10 protein-coding genes are annotated in these 16,552 nt (G+C 68.3%); 9 read left to right on the top strand and 1 reads right to left on the bottom strand.

What is annotated here, in order from left to right:
• Nucleotide 1: 1 nt before the first annotated feature.
• Complete coding sequence (locus tag ACFUJY_RS05075) at nt 2–3,568, bottom strand: GH92 family glycosyl hydrolase (protein ID WP_383294680.1); 3,567 nt, start codon at nt 3,566–3,568, stop codon at nt 2–4.
• A 778-nt stretch (nt 3,569–4,346) separates the two neighbouring features.
• Between ACFUJY_RS05075 and ngcE the strand changes: the two genes are divergently transcribed.
• From ngcE to ACFUJY_RS05030, 9 genes are all read left to right on the top strand, one after another.
• Entirely contained in the window at nt 4,347–5,792 is a 1,446-nt protein-coding gene (gene ngcE, locus ACFUJY_RS05070) for an N-acetylglucosamine/diacetylchitobiose ABC transporter substrate-binding protein (RefSeq protein ID WP_383294677.1), read from the top strand.
• Nucleotides 5,793–5,842: 50 nt separating this feature from the next.
• Entirely contained in the window at nt 5,843–6,766 is a 924-nt protein-coding gene (locus ACFUJY_RS05065) for a carbohydrate ABC transporter permease (RefSeq protein ID WP_383294674.1), read from the top strand.
• Nucleotides 6,767–6,860: 94 nt separating this feature from the next.
• Nucleotides 6,861–7,778, top strand: a complete 918-nt coding sequence (locus ACFUJY_RS05060; protein ID WP_383294671.1) for a carbohydrate ABC transporter permease — start codon at nt 6,861–6,863, stop codon at nt 7,776–7,778.
• 228 nt (nt 7,779–8,006) lie between these two features.
• Nucleotides 8,007–9,206 carry an ROK family transcriptional regulator gene (locus ACFUJY_RS05055; RefSeq protein ID WP_164399655.1) on the top strand — a complete coding sequence of 400 codons (1,200 nt, stop codon included), beginning with the start codon at nt 8,007–8,009 and terminating at the stop codon, nt 9,204–9,206.
• 123 nt (nt 9,207–9,329) lie between these two features.
• Complete coding sequence (locus tag ACFUJY_RS05050) at nt 9,330–10,397, top strand: sugar ABC transporter substrate-binding protein (RefSeq protein WP_383294667.1); 1,068 nt, start codon at nt 9,330–9,332, stop codon at nt 10,395–10,397.
• Nucleotides 10,398–10,628: 231 nt separating this feature from the next.
• Nucleotides 10,629–11,417, top strand: a complete 789-nt coding sequence (locus ACFUJY_RS05045) for an ATP-binding cassette domain-containing protein (RefSeq protein WP_063822575.1) — start codon at nt 10,629–10,631, stop codon at nt 11,415–11,417.
• Nucleotides 11,414–12,712: a sugar ABC transporter permease gene (locus tag ACFUJY_RS05040; RefSeq protein WP_383294664.1), complete on the top strand. Its 1,299-nt coding sequence runs from the start codon at nt 11,414–11,416 to the stop codon at nt 12,710–12,712. Before ACFUJY_RS05045 ends, ACFUJY_RS05040 begins: the two co-directional genes overlap by 4 nt.
• A 250-nt stretch (nt 12,713–12,962) precedes the next feature.
• The gene (gene dxs, locus ACFUJY_RS05035) at nt 12,963–14,885 is read left to right on the top strand and encodes a 1-deoxy-D-xylulose-5-phosphate synthase (RefSeq protein ID WP_383295399.1); all 1,923 of its coding nucleotides are present in this window, start codon (nt 12,963–12,965) and stop codon (nt 14,883–14,885) included.
• 161 nt (nt 14,886–15,046) lie between these two features.
• Nucleotides 15,047–16,552, top strand: coding sequence for an amino acid permease (locus ACFUJY_RS05030; protein WP_383294661.1), 1,506 nt, complete (start codon nt 15,047–15,049; stop codon nt 16,550–16,552).

The raw sequence follows: 16,552 nt of genomic DNA, 5'->3' as shown, positions 1-16,552 counted from the left end.
GTCAGGCGATCAGCTCCACCTCCGCGAGCGACGCCTCACCGTCGAACACCAGCCGGTAGTGCGCGTACGACCCGGGGGTCTTCACGGAGAAGGCCCGCGTCTGCTTGTCCCAGGTGAAGGACTGGCCGGACCGCTTGTCGAGGTCCTTCCAGCTCTTGCCGTCCGACGAGCCCTGGAGCACCCAGCCGGTGGGCGCCGTCGCCCTGGCGGCCGAGGTCAGCGTGTACTGGGCGGCCTCGGTGGCCGACGGGACGGGCAGCTCGACCGTGGCGGCGGTGCCGGTGGTGGCCGAGGTGTCGTCGAACAGCGGGCCCTCGCCCTTCAGCACGTCCTTCCTCGGGGACGGCACCTGGTCGTCCTTGGTGATGGAGACCGGCGCGGCGTCCTTGCCGGTGCCCCAGGCGGACGGCTTCGGGCCCATGTCGAAGGCCAGCGTCCCGCCCTTGGCCAGCAGGTCGTGCGGCAGCGAGGTGGAGGTCCACTTCCTGCCGTTCACCTTCAGGCCCTGGACGTAGATGTTCTTCGCGCTGTTCTTCGGCGCCTTGACGACCAGCGTGCGGCCGTTCTCCAGGTGCACCGTCGCCTTCGTGAAGAGCGGCGAGCCGATCGCGTACTCGCCACTGCCCATCACCAGCGGGTAGAAGCCGAGCGAGGAGAAGAGGAACCAGGCCGACTGCTCGCCGTTGTCCTCGTCGCCGTGGTAACCCTGGCCGATCTCGCTGCCCGTGTACAGACGGCCCAGGACCTCGCGGACCTTCTCCTGCGTCTTGTACGGCTGCGAGGCCGCGTCGTACATGTACGTGACGTGGTGGGCGACCTGGTTGCTGTGCCCGTACTGGCCCATCCGTACGTCACGGGCCTCCGTCATCTCGTGGATGACCCCGCCGTAGCTGCCCGCGAACTCCGGGGTGCCGGTCTCCGGGGTGGCGAAGTAGGTGTCGAGCTTCTTCGCCAGACCGTCCCGGCCGCCGTAGAGGTTGGCCAGGCCCTTGCTGTCCTGCGGAGCGGTGAAGGCGTAGCCCCAGCCGTTGGTCTCCGTGTAGTCGTAGCCCCAGACGCGCGGGTCGTAGAGGCCGGACGGCAGCCGCCAGTCGCCCTTGGCGTCCTTGCCCTGGAAGAAGCCGGCCTTGTCGTCGAACAGCTCCACGTAGTCGCGGGCCCGGTTCATGAAGTACGCGGACTCGTCCTTGTAGCGCTGCTCGTGCGTCTTCTCGTAGAGCGCCTCGCCCATCTTCGCGATGCCGTAGTCGTTGACGTAACCCTCCATCGACCAGGACATGCCCTCGTGGGTCGTGGTGTCGGCGTACCCGGTGAACGGGGACGTCACCATGCCCTTGCGGCCGACGCCCGAGGACGGCGGGACGACCGTGGCGTTCTTCACGGCCGCGTCGTACGCCGCCTTCGCGTCGAACTTCACGCCCTTGACGTACGCGTCGGCGAACGCCACGTCCGAGGAGGTGCCGGTCATCAGGTCCGCGTAGCCCGGCGAGGACCAGCGGGATGTCCAGCCGCCGTCCTTGTACTGCTGCACGAAGCCGTCGACCATCTCGCCGGCCCTCGAAGGTGTCAGCAGCGAGTAGGCCGGCCACGTCGTCCGGTAGGTGTCCCAGAAGCCGTTGTTGACGTACACCTTGCCGTCCACGATCTTCGCGCCGGTGTGCGTCGGGGTGTCCGAGCCGACCTGCGGGGAGAACGGGGAGGCGTACTTGTCCTTGCCGTCGACCTTCTCGGAACCCGAGTTCGGGTAGAGGTAGAGCCGGTACAGGCTGGAGTACAGCGTGGTCAGCTGGTCGGCGGTGGCGCCCTCGACCTCCACCTTGCCCAGCAGGTCGTCCCAGGCGTCCTGCGCCTTGTCCTCGACCCGGGCGAAGGAGCGCGCGGCGGGGATCTCGGCGGCCAGGTTCTTCTTCGCCTGGTCGATGCTGATCAGCGAGGTCGCCAGGCGCAGGTTGACCGTGCGGTCCTTGCCCGCGTCGAAGCGCAGGTAGCCGGAGACATCCTCACCACCGCCGCCCGAGAGCTTGCCGCTCCCGGTGACCGGCGCGTCGAAGACGCCGTACACGAACAGGCGCGTCGCCCCGGTGGAGAGGCCGCTCTTGACGTCGGAGAAGGCGGTGAACGAGCTGGTCGCCGGGTCCAGGGTGAGCCCGCCGTCGTTGGAGACGTTGTCGAAGACGACGCTCGCGTCCTTGCCCGGGTACGTGAACCGCATCCGCGCGGCGTGGTCGGTCGGCGTCATCTCGCCCTTGAGGCCGTTCTCGAACGTCACGCCGTAGTAGTGCGGCCGCGCGGTCTCGTTCTCGTGCCTGAACGGCAGTGCGCGTGCCGTGCGCGAGGCGTCCGGGGTGCCGGAGGCCGCCGACGGCATCAGCTGGAAGGTCTGCCGGTCACCCATCCAGGGGCTCGGCTCGTGGCTCGCGGCGAACGCCTGGAGCGTGGGCAGGTTGTCCGCGTTGTTGCCCCGCGCGTAGTCGTAGAGCCAGCTGGTCGAGCCGGCGTTGGTGACCGGCGTCCAGAAGTTGAACCCGTTGGGGACCGCCGTCGCGGGGAAGTTGTTGCCGCGCGAGAAGGAGCCGCTGGAGTTGGTGCCCCGGATGGTGGAGGCGTAGTCCGAGAGGTGCGCCTTGCGCTTCTCCGGCTTCACGGGCGCGATCTTCAGGTCGTCGATCCAGCCCTGGAACTTCGCCGGCCCCTTCGGGGAGTCGTAGGCGACCAGCACGCGGTCCACCGTCTTGCCCGCGGCGACCGTGCCGATGCCGGCCTCGACCTTGTTCCACTGGTTGACGTAGAGCCGCTTGGCGTCCGCCTGGCCCTGCGGCGTCAGCAGCCCGCCGTTGGTGTCGGTGGCGTGCAGGTCGCTCAGGTAGGTGCCGTCCGTGAAGGCCAGGTCCACCGCGACGTGCGTGGCCGGGTAGGACAGGTCCGTCTCGCCCATCTGCGGGTAGACCAGGTAGGACAGCTCGGTGTCCCGGGTGACCCGGGTGTTCACGTCGAACACCTTGTTGTACGAGTACGCCCGGCCGTCCGCCTTGTGGGTGCCCGCGTACCGCAGCGCCTTCCTGCCGGTGAAGCCCGCGCCGGCCTTGGCGGTGGGGGAGCCGGAGGGGCCGTTGCTGATCTGCGTGCACATGTCGGAGGGCGCGGGGACGGAGGTGTCGCCGTCGGAGAACTGGACGTCGGCGAGCTGGGTGGCGTCGGTGGCGCCGTTGTTCCTGGTGATGTCCAGGCGGAAGTGCTGGTACGCCTTGTCCGACGCGAAGTCGTACGACTTGGTCTGGAAGCGCTCGCTGAAGGTCTGGCCGGTCCGGGTGTCCAGGTCCGTCCAGGTCTTGCCGTCGGCGGAGCCCTGGAGGGTCCAGTCCTTGGGGTCGCGCTCGTCGTGGTCGTCGGCGGAGGTGAGCGCGTACGTCACGACCTTGACCGGTTCGGTGAGGTCGAACTCCAGCCAGGCGGTGGGATCGAACGACAGCCACTTCGTCCTGGATTCGCCGTCGACGAGGTTCTCCTTCACCTCCCCGCCGCCGGTGTTCTCGTCGCTGGCGCGGACTTCGGTGACCCGGTCGGTCACATTGCCCGGTATTCCGGAGGAGAATCCGCCATCGACACCGGATGACCGCTTCTTTCCGTCAGGGCCCTCTTCTACGGAATTGCGCCAGTCCGGCTGACTTTCGTCCTCTTCGAACGACGTGCTGAACGTCCGGTCGGCCGCGTGCCGTTCGCCTCTCTGGCCTGACCCGGCCGATTGAGCGGCGGCCGCCGTGGGGGCTGTCACGACCAGGACCAGAGAGGCCGCGATCAGCGCTGCCGTGCTGCTTCGTCTCGTACGAGAACGGTGTCGGGGGTGCATGCCGAGCCATTCCTCCCGGGGAAGTGTGCGCTTGGACAACGTTGTCAGAAGATGCGCAGGAACAAGTAGGGAGTGAAGTGGCTCATGGTGTCAAGGGAGTTGGATCGCGACCCGTCGCCGAATCGACCGGAATGCGGAAATCGTTACATCCGAAGGAGGGCCCGGAGTGCCGAGGTATCCGCGAGGTCTCAACTCGGGAAAGACTGCCGTGCAACCTTGCTTTCGATCTTGCTCAGTTGGCGGCAAGTGGACTATACCTGTCGGCGTCCGCACAGCTGGTTCACCGGTTGTGCGGCTGGGGGACACGGGGGCAGGACAACGCGACGCCGCAGGTGCGTCGGCTGTTCGGTCCCCCGGCGCCCCCCACGGCAATCGGTAGCCTGAAATCTGTACCACCCAAGCGCAACTGACCGCGGTGGCGGGGCCCTTCGCTGAGGCGAATTACGACGGGGCGACCGGTACACACCGCCTGAGTCCTGGAGAAGGCGAGGACTTGAGCATGGGATCCACCTCCGCCCACAACAATGAGGGCCTTGGCCGTCGCGATGTGATCAAGCGTTCTGCCGCACTCGGTCTGATCACCGTTCCGACCATGAGCTTCCTGTCCGCCTGCGCGAGCGGCGACAGCGGCGGCGACGAGCCCGTCAAGAAGGGCAAGACCAGCGCGAAGAACCCGCTGGGTGTCAACGAGAGCGCCGCGCTCGACGTGGTCATCTTCAACGGCGGCTTCGGCGACCAGTACGCCAAGGACGCCGAGAAGAAGTACAGCGAGGCGTTCCCCAAGGCCAAGGTCAAGCACACCTCGACGCAGAAGATCCAGTCGCAGCTCCAGCCGCGCTTCAACGGCGGCACCCCGCCGGACCTGATCGACAACTCGGGCGCCGAGCAGATGGACATGGGTGTCCTGGTCGGCAAGAAGCAGCTGCTCGACCTCACCCCGCTGATGGACGCCCCGTCCTACGACGACCCGAACAAGAAGGTCCGCGACACGCTGCGTCCGGGCGTGCTGGAGATGGGCCAGTTCGAGGGCGACCCGGTCTGGATCATGTACTACGCGTACACCGTGTACGGCGTGTGGTACTCCCAGACCAACCTGGAGAAGCTGGACGCGGAGTACCCCGAGACCTGGGACGACATGCTCGCCCTCTGCAAGAAGGCGAAGAAGCAGGGCATCGCGGGCTGGACGTACCCGGGCAAGTACCCGTACTACCTGCCGTTCTCGCTCTACCCCTTCATCGCCAAGATCGGCGGCCGCGAGGTTCTCGACAAGATCGACAACCTGGAGCCGAACGCGTGGAAGGACCCCGCCGTCAAGGCGGCCTTCGAGGCGTACTACGAGCTGAAGCAGAAGGGGTACATCCTGGAGGGCACCCCGGGCCTCACCCACATCCAGTCGCAGACCGAGTGGACCAAGGGCAAGGCGCTCTTCATCCCGAACGGTTCGTGGGTGGAGAACGAGGCGGCGCCGACCACGCCCAAGGACTTCAAGATGATGGTCTCGGCCCCGTCCAGCCTGGACTCGTCCGACAAGATGCCGTTCGGCACCATCTGGGCCTCCGGCGGCGAGCCCTTCGTCGTCCCGGCCAAGGCGAACAACCCGCAGGGCGGCATGGAGCAGCTGCGCATCATGCTCTCCGAGGAGTCCTCGAAGAACTTCACCAAGCAGGTGAAGTCGCTGAGCGCCTTCAACGGCGGCACCGACGGCCTGTCCCTCTCCACGGCCATGCAGGCCGGTGTCGACGCGCTGGAGAAGGCCGGCGACAACGTGGTGAACCCGCGCCTGCAGGACTGGTATGTCAAGCTCCAGAAGGAGCAGATCGGCACCGCCGGTCTCGGTGAGATGATGGCCGGCCGCCTGACCCCGGCCGAGGCCATCAAGAAGATCCAGGCCTACGCGGACGCCGCGGCCAAGGACCAGTCCATCAAGCACTACAAGCACCAGTGAGCAACCGTCACCAGCGGCGGCACCCGCGGAAAGATCGGGGTCGGTAAACGATGCAGCACGGCAAGTACCGGTTCATTGTGGGGTTCCTGGTAGTCCCCTTGGTGTTGTATGCGGTCTTCGTCATCTGGCCGTTCATCCAGGCCATCTACTATTCCTTCACGGACTGGACCGGACTGAGCCCCGACTTCAAGATGGTCGGCTTCGGCAACTATTCCAGGATGCTGAAGGACGACATCTTCTGGAAGTCGCTCCAGCACAGCGTGGTTCTCGTGCTGGTGCTGCCGCTGGTGACGCTGGGCCTCGCGCTCTTCTTCGCCTTCATGCTCAACGTCGGAGGCCGTCGGCGCAAGAACGCCGCGGTCTCCGGCGTGCGGGGATCGGCCTTCTACAAGATCGCCTATTTCTTCCCGCAGGTCCTGTCGATCGTCATCGTCGCGCTGCTGTTCCAGTTCGCCTTCAACCCGCGTTCGGGCATGCTGAATTCGGCGCTGAAGGGGATCGGTCTCGACTCCGTGCAGCCGGAGTGGCTGGGCGATCCGGACCTGGCGCTGATCTGCGTCATGGTGGTGCTGGTCTGGTCGACGGTGGGCTTCTTCGTCGTCCTCTTCTCGGCCGGAATGGCGTCCATTCCCAAGGACTTCTACGAGGCGGCGCTGCTCGACGGGGCGAGCCGCATCACGACGTTCTTCAGGATCACCGTCCCGCTGCTCTGGGACACCATCCAGTCGGGCTGGGTCTACATGGGCATCCTGGCGCTCGGCGTCGAGGCGTTCACGGCCGTCCAGGTCATGACGGTCGGCCCCGGCGGCCCCGACTACTCGACCTCGATCCTGCCGCTGTACGTCTACCAGACCGCCTTCCGCGACGGTCAGGCCGGATACGCGACGACGATCGGTGTCGGACTGCTCATCGTCACCATGGCGTTCGCCGCCGTCGTGATGCGGCTGGGCCGGCGCGAGCGGCTGGAGTTCTGATGCCGCGCTTCCCGGGACGCGCTCCCCGGACCCCCAGCAGGCAAGACAGCCCGGCCGCGGCGGCCGGCTCGACAGTAGTACGAGGTGAGCACGCGTGAAGGCCACTGAAACCCCTCCCGCGGTCGCGGCGACGGATCCGGCCCCCGTGTCCAAGTCGCCCGCCCCGGGCGGCAAGCAGAAGAGCAGTGAGGGCCGGACCCTCAACGTCTTCTCGCACGGCGTGCTGATCATCTGGGCGATCCTGGTGGTGCTGCCGCTGCTCTGGGCGATCATGTCGTCGTTCAAGAACGACGACTCGATCCTGTCGACGCCGTGGGCGCTGCCGGACAAGCTCCACTTCGAGAACTGGTCGCGCGCCTGGAGCCAGGCGCACATGAGCGACTACTTCTTCAACACGATCGTCGTCGTGGGCGGTTCGCTCATCGGCACGCTGCTGCTCGGCTCGATGGCGGCCTACGTGCTGGCCCGGTTCGACTTCCCGGGCAACCGCTTCATCTACTACCTGTTCATCGGCGGGATGAGCTTCCCGATCATCCTGGCGCTGGTCCCGCTGTTCTTCGTGATGAACAACATGGGGATGCTGAACACGCGGCACGGACTGATCCTGGTCTACATCGCGTACTCGCTGCCCTTCACCGTCTTCTTCCTCACCTCCTTCTTCCGGACGCTACCGGGGTCGGTGGCGGAGGCGGCGATGATCGACGGGGCCTCGCACACCCGCACGTTCTTCCAGGTCATGCTGCCGATGGCCAAGCCCGGCCTGATCAGCGTCGGCATCTTCAATTTCCTCGGCCAGTGGAACCAGTACATGCTGCCGACGGTGCTGAACACCGACCCGAAGTACCGGGTGCTCTCCCAGGGGCTGGTCGAACTGGCCAGCAGCCAGGGCTACAAGGGCGACTGGTCGGGGCTCTTCGCCGGTCTGGTGATGGCGATGCTGCCGGTCCTCGCGGCCTACATCATCTTCCAGCGCCAGGTCGTGGCGGGGCTGACCGCGGGAGCGGTGAAGTAACGCCCCGGACACCACACCCTGAACGCACCTTACGAACGGAGCGAACCGCCCGCCGGCATCCCAGCCGGCGGGCGGTTCGTCTGCGTACGGGGGAGTTCGCCCCGGCCGCCGGGCCGGGGAGCGGCGCTCATCGGTGGCTCCGACTGCTCAAGGTCTTGACGGGGCCCGCCCGAAAACGGTCAGCTTAGAGTTCACATGTTGGAGAATATGGCAGGAGTGAGTGAGTCGATGGAGACTCCGGGGTCGCAGACGTCTCTGCATCGCGCCAACCTTGAGCGGGTCGTGCGCGCCGTACGCATGGCGGGTTCGCTCACCCAGGCCGAGATCGCCAGGAGCACGGGCCTCTCCGCGGCCACCGTCTCCAATATCGTTCGTGAACTGAAGGACAGCGGCACGGTCGAGGTGACCCCCACCTCGGCCGGCGGCCGCCGGGCCCGCAGCGTCTCGCTCAGCGGGGACGCGGGCATCGTGATCGGCGTCGACTTCGGCCACACCCACCTGCGCGTGGCCGTCGGCAACCTGGCCCACCAGGTGCTCGCCGAGGAGTCCGAGCCGCTGGACGTCGACGCCTCCTCCGCCGAGGGCTTCGGACGGGCGGAACAGCTGGTCAACCGGCTGATCGAGACCACCGGGATCAGCCCCGGCAAGGTCATCGGGGTGGGACTCGGTGTACCCGGCCCGATCGACGTCGAGTCCGGCACGCTGGGCTCCACGTCGATCCTGCCGGGCTGGACGGGCATCAACCCCAGCGAGGAGCTGTCCTCGCGCCTCGGCGTACCGGTGTACGTGGACAACGACGCCAACCTCGGCGCGCTCGGCGAACTGGTGTGGGGGAGCGGCCGCGGGGTCAGGGACCTCGCGTACATCAAGGTCGCCAGCGGGGTCGGCGCCGGCCTGGTCATCGACGGCCACATCTACCGGGGCCCCGGGGGCACGGCCGGCGAGATCGGCCACATCACCCTCGACGAATCGGGCCCGGTCTGCCGCTGCGGCAACCGCGGCTGCCTGGAGACCTTCACCGCCGCGCGCTACGTCCTCCCCCTGCTCCAGCCCAGCCACGGCCCCGATCTCACCATGGAGCGGGTGGTCCAGCTGGCCCGCGAGGGCGATCCGGGGTGCCGGCGGGTGATCGGCGACGTCGGGCGCCACATCGGCAGCGGGGTGGCCAACCTGTGCAACCTGCTGAACCCGAGCCGGGTGGTGCTGGGCGGCTCGCTCGCGGAGGCCGGGGAGCTGGTCCTGGGGCCCATCAGGGACTCCGTTTCGCGTTACGCCATCCCCAGTGCGGCCCGGCAGCTGTCCGTGCTTCCGGGGGCCCTGGGGGGCCGTGCGGAGGTGCTGGGCGCACTGGCGCTCGTGCTCAGCGAGATGGGGGATTCAACCCTTTTGGAGAGCACCCTCCCCGCGGCCACTCCTGCCTTCACTTAGATAACGAATGGCACCGTTGTCATCTCGTTAAGGATTTACTCCTTGACGCCGCCCTCGCGGCCGAGTTGACTTCCAGCCACCTCGGCCGCGACGTTGCGGCCTCGTCAGGGAGGCAAACCCCCAATGAACGCAATGACGCGACGCATCGTCATAGGCACGGCCGCCGTTTCGATGGCCGTCTCCCTCGCCGCATGCGGCAAGGCCGGCGACGACAAGAAGGACTCGGCGGACTCCGGCAGCAAGACCAAGATCGGTCTGCTCCTCCCGGAGAATAAGACCGCCCGCTACGAGACGCTGGACAAGCCGCTGTTCATCGACGCGGTCAAGAAGGACTGCGCCGACTGCGAGGTCGTCTACAACAACGCGGGCGGGGACGTCGGCCAGCAGAAGCAGCAGTTCGAGCAGCAGATCGCCGACGGCATCAAGGTCATCGCGATCTCCTCGGTCGACGCCGAGAAGTCCGCCGCGTGGGTCGCCGACGCCCACAAGAAGGGCGTCAAGGTCGTCGCCTACGACCGCGCCATCGCCGGTGCCGACGCCTACGTCAGCCACGACAACGAGAAGATCGGCCGGCTCCAGGGCCAGGCCGTCCTCGACGCCCTCGGCTCCAAGGCCGCGAAGGCCAACCTCGTCATGATCAACGGCGACGAGAAGGACCCGAACGCCGGTCTGTTCAAGAAGGGCGCCCACGCGTCCCTCGACGGCAAGATCAAGATCGCCTACGAGGCGTCCGGCGAGTGGGACCCGAAGATCGCCGGCGAGAAGATGACCGCCGCCATCTCCTCGGTCGGCAAGGGCAAGATCGACGCCGTCTACTCCGCCAACGACGGCATGGCGGGCGGCATCATCACCTCCCTGACCAACGCCGGCATCAAGGACATCCCGGTGGGCGGCCAGGACGCCGAGCTCCCCGGCATCCAGCGGATCATCGCCGGTACGCAGACCTTCACGATCTACAAGTCGCCGAAGCAGCTGGCCCCCGAGGCCGCCAAGTTCGCCGTCAACCTGCTCCAGGGCAAGGACATCGGCGCCCAGGGCGAGACGGACGGCGTTCCGTCCACGCTGCTGGAGCCGACCGTGGTGAACAAGGACAACATCCAGTCCACCGTGATCAAGGACGGCATCTACAAGGTCGCCGACGTCTGCGTCGAGGACATCGCCGCCAAGTGCACCGCGCTGGGCATCAAGTAGTTCCTCCGCGCGCCGGGGCCGGCCGGCCCCGGCGCGCGCGGGTCCGGTCCGCCCCGCACGGCGGATTCCGCCCGCCCCCCTGACTGTCCGGCCCCGGCCGGCTCACACCCCGCTTCCGGCCGGGTGCCGGACACTCACCCCCCAGTGCTTCCCGTATGTCGACGCTGCCCTCGCGGCGCGGCGTCTCCGCCGGTCAGGCGGCACATCCCCGCCGGTCAGGCGGCGAAGGAGATGGTTCACGTGTCACAGACGCCCGTGCTGGCGTTGCGTGGAGTCTTCAAGCGATTCGGAGCGGTCCAGGTCCTCTCCGGTGTCGATCTCGAAGTCCACGCCGGAGAAGTGGTCGCCCTCGTCGGCGACAACGGTGCCGGAAAGTCCACGCTGGTCAAGACGATCGCCGGCGTGCACCCCATCGATGAGGGCGTCATCGAGTGGGAAGGCGCGAAGGTGGACATCAGCCGTCCGCACGACGCCCAGAACCTCGGCGTCGCCACCGTCTACCAGGACCTGGCGCTCTGCGACAACCTCGACGTCGTCGCCAACCTGTTCCTCGGACGCGAGATCAAGAAGGGCGGCGTCCTCGACGAGGTCGCCATGGAGAAGCGGGCCCAGGACCTGCTGTCCACCCTCTCCATCCGCATCCCCAGCGTCCGCATCCCGGTCGCCGCGCTCTCCGGTGGCCAGCGCCAGGTCGTGGCCATCGCCCGCGCCCTGGTCGGCAACCCCAAGATCGTGATCCTGGACGAGCCCACCGCGGCCCTCGGCGTCGAGCAGACCGCACAGGTCCTCGACCTGGTGGAGCGGCTGCGCGAGCAGAACCTCGGCGTCATCCTCATCAGCCACAACATGGCCGATGTGAAGGCCGTGGCCGACAAGGTCGCCGTCCTGCGACTCGGCCACAACAACGGCGTCTTCCCCGTGGCGACGACCAGCCACGAAGAAATCATCGCCGCGATCACGGGCGCCACGGACAACGCCGTGACCCGCCGCAAGTCCCGCAGCGCGGAGGCATCCAAGTGAGCAACACCAACGAGACTTCGGCCAAGGTCCCGGCCCAGGCGGAGACCACCGAGGCTCCCGCGCCGGCGGCCGACGCGGTCCGCGTCGTCGACCCCCGGCTGCTCGTCCGCGAGCAGGGCTTCAAGGGCTACTGGACCGAGTTCAAGCGCAAGGTGCGCTCGGGCGAGATCGGCTCGCTGCCCGTCGTGGTGGGCCTGATCATCATCGGCATCGTCTTCCAGGCCGAGACCGGCAACTTCCTCACCTCGTACAACCTCGACCAGATCACGCTGTACGCGGCGGGCCCCGGCATCATGGCCGTGGGCATCGTCTTCGTCCTGCTGCTCGGCGAGATCGACCTCGCGGTCGGCTCCGTCGCCGGTCTCGCGGGCGCGGTGTGGGCCGTCCTCGGCACGGACATGCCCGACGGCCTCGCGATCCTGCTCGGCATCCTCTCCGGCACGGTCATCGGTGCCTTCCACGGCATCGTCTTCGCCAAGATCGGCGTGCCCGCGTTCGTCGTGACCCTGGCGGGCTTCCTGGGCTGGGCCGGCATGCAGACCTGGGTGATGGGCGAGAAGTCCACCATCACCACCCCGCTCGGCAGCTTCGTCCGCGATCTGACCAGCTACTACTTCGAGGACATCGCCGCCGCCTACGGGCTCGCCGTGGTCGTGATCGTCGCCTTCTACCTCACGCAGCTGCGCGACGCCAGGCGCCGCAAGGCCGCCGAGCTGCCGCACCGCCCGCAGAGCGAGATCATCCTGCGCACCGTGCTGCTCGCCGTCCTGGCCCTCCTCGCCGCGTACGCCTTCAACCAGGAGCAGGGCCTCCCGCTCTCCCTGGTGATCTTCCTCGCCATCCTGGTCATCACCGACTTCGTGCTGCGCCGCACCACGTACGGCCGTCAGGTCTTCGCGGTCGGCGGCGGCGTCGAGGCCGCGCGCCGCGCCGGTATCAACGTGTCGTGGATCCGCATCTCGGTGTTCATGATCTCCGGCACGCTCGGTGCGGTCGGCGGTCTCTTCCTGGCCTCCGCGACCGGCGGCGCCGACCGTTCGCTCGGTGGCGGCAACCAGCTCATGATGTGCATCGCCGCGGCCGTCATCGGCGGTACGTCCCTGTTCGGCGGACGCGGCAAGGTCTGGTCCGCGCTCCTTGGCATCCTGGTCATCCAGTCGATCGTCCAGGGCCTCAACCAGATGAACCTGTCGTCCAACGCGATCCAGTACATGATCACCGGCGCGGTGCTCCTCATCGCCGTGATCATCGACTCGGTCTCCCGCAAGACCCAGAAGACGGCGGGCCGCGGCTAGCCGCGACACGCGAGACCGCAGGCCGCGCGCCGCACGCACCACCCGCCGGAGCCCGGCGCCCCCACGGAGGGCGCCGGGCTCCGGCACGTACCGGCCGAGGAGGGCGGCGCACGCCCCGACTCCCGCTCCGGGGGGAGGCCGTTAGACTCATCGGATCGGCAATGCTCGACCAGCACAATCGCAAGGAGGCACGGTGACACAGCCGCGCGAAGCGCGTCACGCACGGGCGGTGGTGGGCGACGGATGGGATCTGCTGACCCGCATCGGCGGACCGCGTGACCTCGACCGGCTCACTTCCGAGCAGCTGGAGCAGCTCGCCGAAGAGATCCGGACCTTCCTGGTCGACGCGGTCTCCAAGACCGGCGGCCACCTCGGTCCCAACCTCGGCGTGGTCGAGCTCACGATCGCCCTCCACCGGGTCTTCGACTCGCCGAAGGACAAGGTCCTCTTCGACACCGGCCACCAGAGCTACGTGCACAAGCTCCTCACCGGCCGCCAGGACTTCAGCAGGCTCAAGAGCAAGGGCGGCCTCTCCGGCTACCCCTCGCGCGCCGAGTCCGAGCACGACGTCATCGAGAACTCGCACGCCTCCACCGTCCTCGGCTGGGCCGACGGCCTCGCCAAGGCCAACGAGGTCCGCGGCAAGGACGACCACGTCGTCGCGGTCATCGGCGACGGCGCGCTCACCGGCGGCATGGCCTGGGAGGCGCTGAACAACATCGCCGCCGCCAAGGACCGCCCCCTCGTCATCGTCGTCAACGACAACGAGCGCTCCTACGCACCCACCATCGGCGGCCTCGCGAACCATCTGGCCACCCTGCGCACCACCGACGGCTACGAGCGCTTCCTGGCCCGCGGCAAGGACCTCCTGGAGCGCACCCCCGTCGTCGGCAAGCCGCTCTACGAGACGCTGCACGGCGCGAAGAAGGGCCTGAAGGACTTCATCGCCCCGCAGGGCATGTTCGAGGACCTCGGCCTCAAGTACGTCGGCCCCATCGACGGCCACGACATCGAGGCCCTGGAGTCCGCCCTCCAGCGGGCCAAGCGCTTCGGCGGCCCGGTCATCGTGCACTGCCTCACCGAGAAGGGCCGCGGCTACACCCCCGCCCTCCAGGACGAGGCCGACCGCTTCCACGCCGTCGGCAAGATCCACCCCGACACGGGCCTGCCCGTCGCCACCTCCGGCCTCGACTGGACGTCGGTGTTCGGCGAGGAGATGGTCAAGCTCGGCCACGAGCGCGAGGACATCGTCGCCATCACCGCGGCCATGCTCCAGCCGGTCGGCCTGACCGGGTTCGAGAAGGAGTTCCCGGACCGGATCTACGACGTCGGCATCGCCGAGCAGCACGGCGCGGTCTCCGCGGCGGGCCTCGCCACCGGCGGTCTCCACCCGGTCTTCGCGGTGTACGCCACCTTCCTCAACCGGGCCTTCGACCAGGTCCTGATGGACGTCGCCCTGCACAAGTGCGGGGTCACCTTCGTCCTGGACCGGGCCGGCATCACCGGTACGGACGGCGCCTCGCACAACGGCATGTGGGACATGTCCATCCTCCAGGTCGTGCCCGGCCTGCGGATCGCCGCCCCGCGCGACGCCGACCAGGTCCGCGCCCAGCTGCGCGAGGCCGTCGAGGTGGACGACGCACCCACGGTCGTCCGCTTCTCCAAGGGCGCGGTCGGCCCCTCGGTCAAGGCCGTCTCCACGGTCGGCGGCATGGACGTGCTGCGCGAGCCCGGCGCCGCCCGGCCCGACGTGCTGCTGGTGTCCGTCGGCGCGCTGGCCCCGATGTGCCTGGAAATCGCCGACCTGCTCGACGCCCAGGGCATCTCCACGACCGTGGTGGACCCCCGCTGGGTGAAGCCGGTGGACGAGGCCCTGGCCCCGCTCGCCGCGCGGCACCGCGTCGTCGTCACCGTCGAGGACAACAGCAGGGCCGGCGGCGTCGGCTCCGCGGTCTCCCAGGCGCTGCGCGACGCGGACGTCGACGTACCCCTGCGCGACTTCGGCATCCCGGCGGTCTTCCTCGACCACGCCTCCCGCAAGGAGGTCATGGCCGAGATCGGGCTGACCGCCCCGGACATCGCCCGCCAGGTCACCGGCCTGGTCGCCAAGCTGGACGGGCGCTACGAGCCGGGCGCGGAGGACCGCACGGTCGCGGAGCGCGTCCGGGACTGATCCGTACCCCGCCTCGGCCGAACGGGCCGGTCGGACTGCCCGTGACGGGTGGTCCGACCGGCCCGTTCGCGTGAAATCCGGCCGTGGCAGGCGTGCCGCGAACGGGTGACGGGCCCGGGTCCGGAACATGGCGTGCACGACGAGTGCGTGGAGGTACGCCGGTGAGCACGCAGCAGGACCTGCCCCCGAGCGGGAACGGGCTGTTCAGGACCAAGACGGTCGAGCAGTCCATCCGCGACACCGAGGAGCCGGAGCACGCCCTCAAGAAGTCGCTCTCTGCGCTCGACCTGACGGTCTTCGGGGTCGGCGTCGTCATCGGCACCGGCATCTTCGTCCTCACCGGCAAGGTCGCCAAGGAGACGGCGGGACCGGCCACCGCCCTCGCCTTCGTTGTCGCGGGCGTCGTCTGCGCGCTGGCCGCGCTCTGTTACGCGGAGTTCGCGTCCACCCTGCCGGTCGCGGGGTCCGCGTACACCTTCTCGTACGCCTCGCTCGGCGAACTCGTCGCCTGGATCATCGGCTGGGACCTGGTACTGGAGTTCGCGCTGGGCACGGCGGTGGTCGCGGTCGGCTGGTCCGGCTACGTCCGCTCGCTGCTCGACAACGCGGGCTGGCACCTGCCCGACGTGCTGGCCGGGCCGGACGTGGCGGACGGCTTCGGCTTCGACATCCTCGCCTTCGCCCTGGTGCTGGTCCTGACCGTCATCCTGGTCCTGGGCATGAAGCTCTCCGCCCGGGTCACCACGGTGGTGGTCGCGATCAAGATCGCCGTCGTCCTGATCGTCATCATCGCGGGCCTGTTCTTCATCGACACCGGCAACTACTCGCCGTTCGTCCCGGACGCCGAGCCGCAGCCCTCCGGGTCCGGGTTCGACGCCCCGCTGGTCCAGCTGATCTTCGGCTACGCTCCGACGAACTTCGGCGTCATGGGCATCTTCACCGCCGCCTCCATCGTCTTCTTCGCCTTCATCGGCTTCGACGTCGTCGCCACGGCCGCGGAGGAGACGAAGCTGCCGCAGCGCGACATGCCGCGCGGCATCCTGGCCTCCCTGTTCATCTGCACCGTGCTCTACGTCGCCGTGTCGATCGTCGTCACCGGCATGCAGCACTACACCGAGCTGTCCGTCAGCGCCCCGCTCGCCGACGCCTTCAAGGCCGTCGGCCACCCCTTCTACGCGGGCGTCATCAGCTTCGGCGCCGCCGTCGGCCTCACCACGGTCTGCATGATCCTGCTGCTCGGCCAGACCCGGGTGTTCTTCGCGATGAGCCGCGACGGCCTGCTCCCCAGGTTCTTCTCCAAGACGCACCCGCGCTTCCGCACCCCGTACCGCCCGACCATCCTGCTCGGCGTGGTCATCGCCGTCGTCGCCGGGGTGACCAGCATCAACGAGCTCGCCACGCTGGTGAACATCGGCACCCTCTTCGCCTTCGTGGTCGTCGCCCTCGGCGTCATCGTGCTGCGCCGCACCCGCCCGGACCTGCACCGCGCCTTCCGCACGCCGTGGGTGCCGCTGGTCCCGATCGTGTCGGTGGCCGCCTCGGTCTGGCTGATGCTCAACCTGCCGGCCGAGACTTGGCTGCGGTTCGCGGTCTGGATGGTGATCGGCGTGGTCATCTACTTCGCGTACGGCCGCTCGCACAGCCGGGTCGACCGGGAACGGGCGTGA

The organism is Streptomyces sp. NPDC057249, assembly GCF_042669245.1.
Classification (GTDB): domain Bacteria; phylum Actinomycetota; class Actinomycetes; order Streptomycetales; family Streptomycetaceae; genus Streptomyces.
The sequence above is the reverse complement of the archived record's forward strand: the minus strand, read 5'-3'. Positions and strand labels throughout refer to the sequence as shown.

Excerpts from the sequence above, each read along its gene's own strand:
- ACFUJY_RS05055 (WP_164399655.1), top strand. The coding sequence starts at position 8,007 with ATGGAGACTCCGGGGTCGCAGACGTCTCTGCATCGCGCCAACCTTGAG.
- ACFUJY_RS05045 (WP_063822575.1), top strand. The coding sequence starts at position 10,629 with ATGGTTCACGTGTCACAGACGCCCGTGCTGGCGTTGCGTGGAGTCTTC.
- ngcE (WP_383294677.1), top strand. The coding sequence starts at position 4,347 with ATGGGATCCACCTCCGCCCACAACAATGAGGGCCTTGGCCGTCGCGAT.
- ACFUJY_RS05065 (WP_383294674.1), top strand. The coding sequence starts at position 5,843 with ATGCAGCACGGCAAGTACCGGTTCATTGTGGGGTTCCTGGTAGTCCCC.
- ACFUJY_RS05050 (WP_383294667.1), top strand. The coding sequence starts at position 9,330 with ATGAACGCAATGACGCGACGCATCGTCATAGGCACGGCCGCCGTTTCG.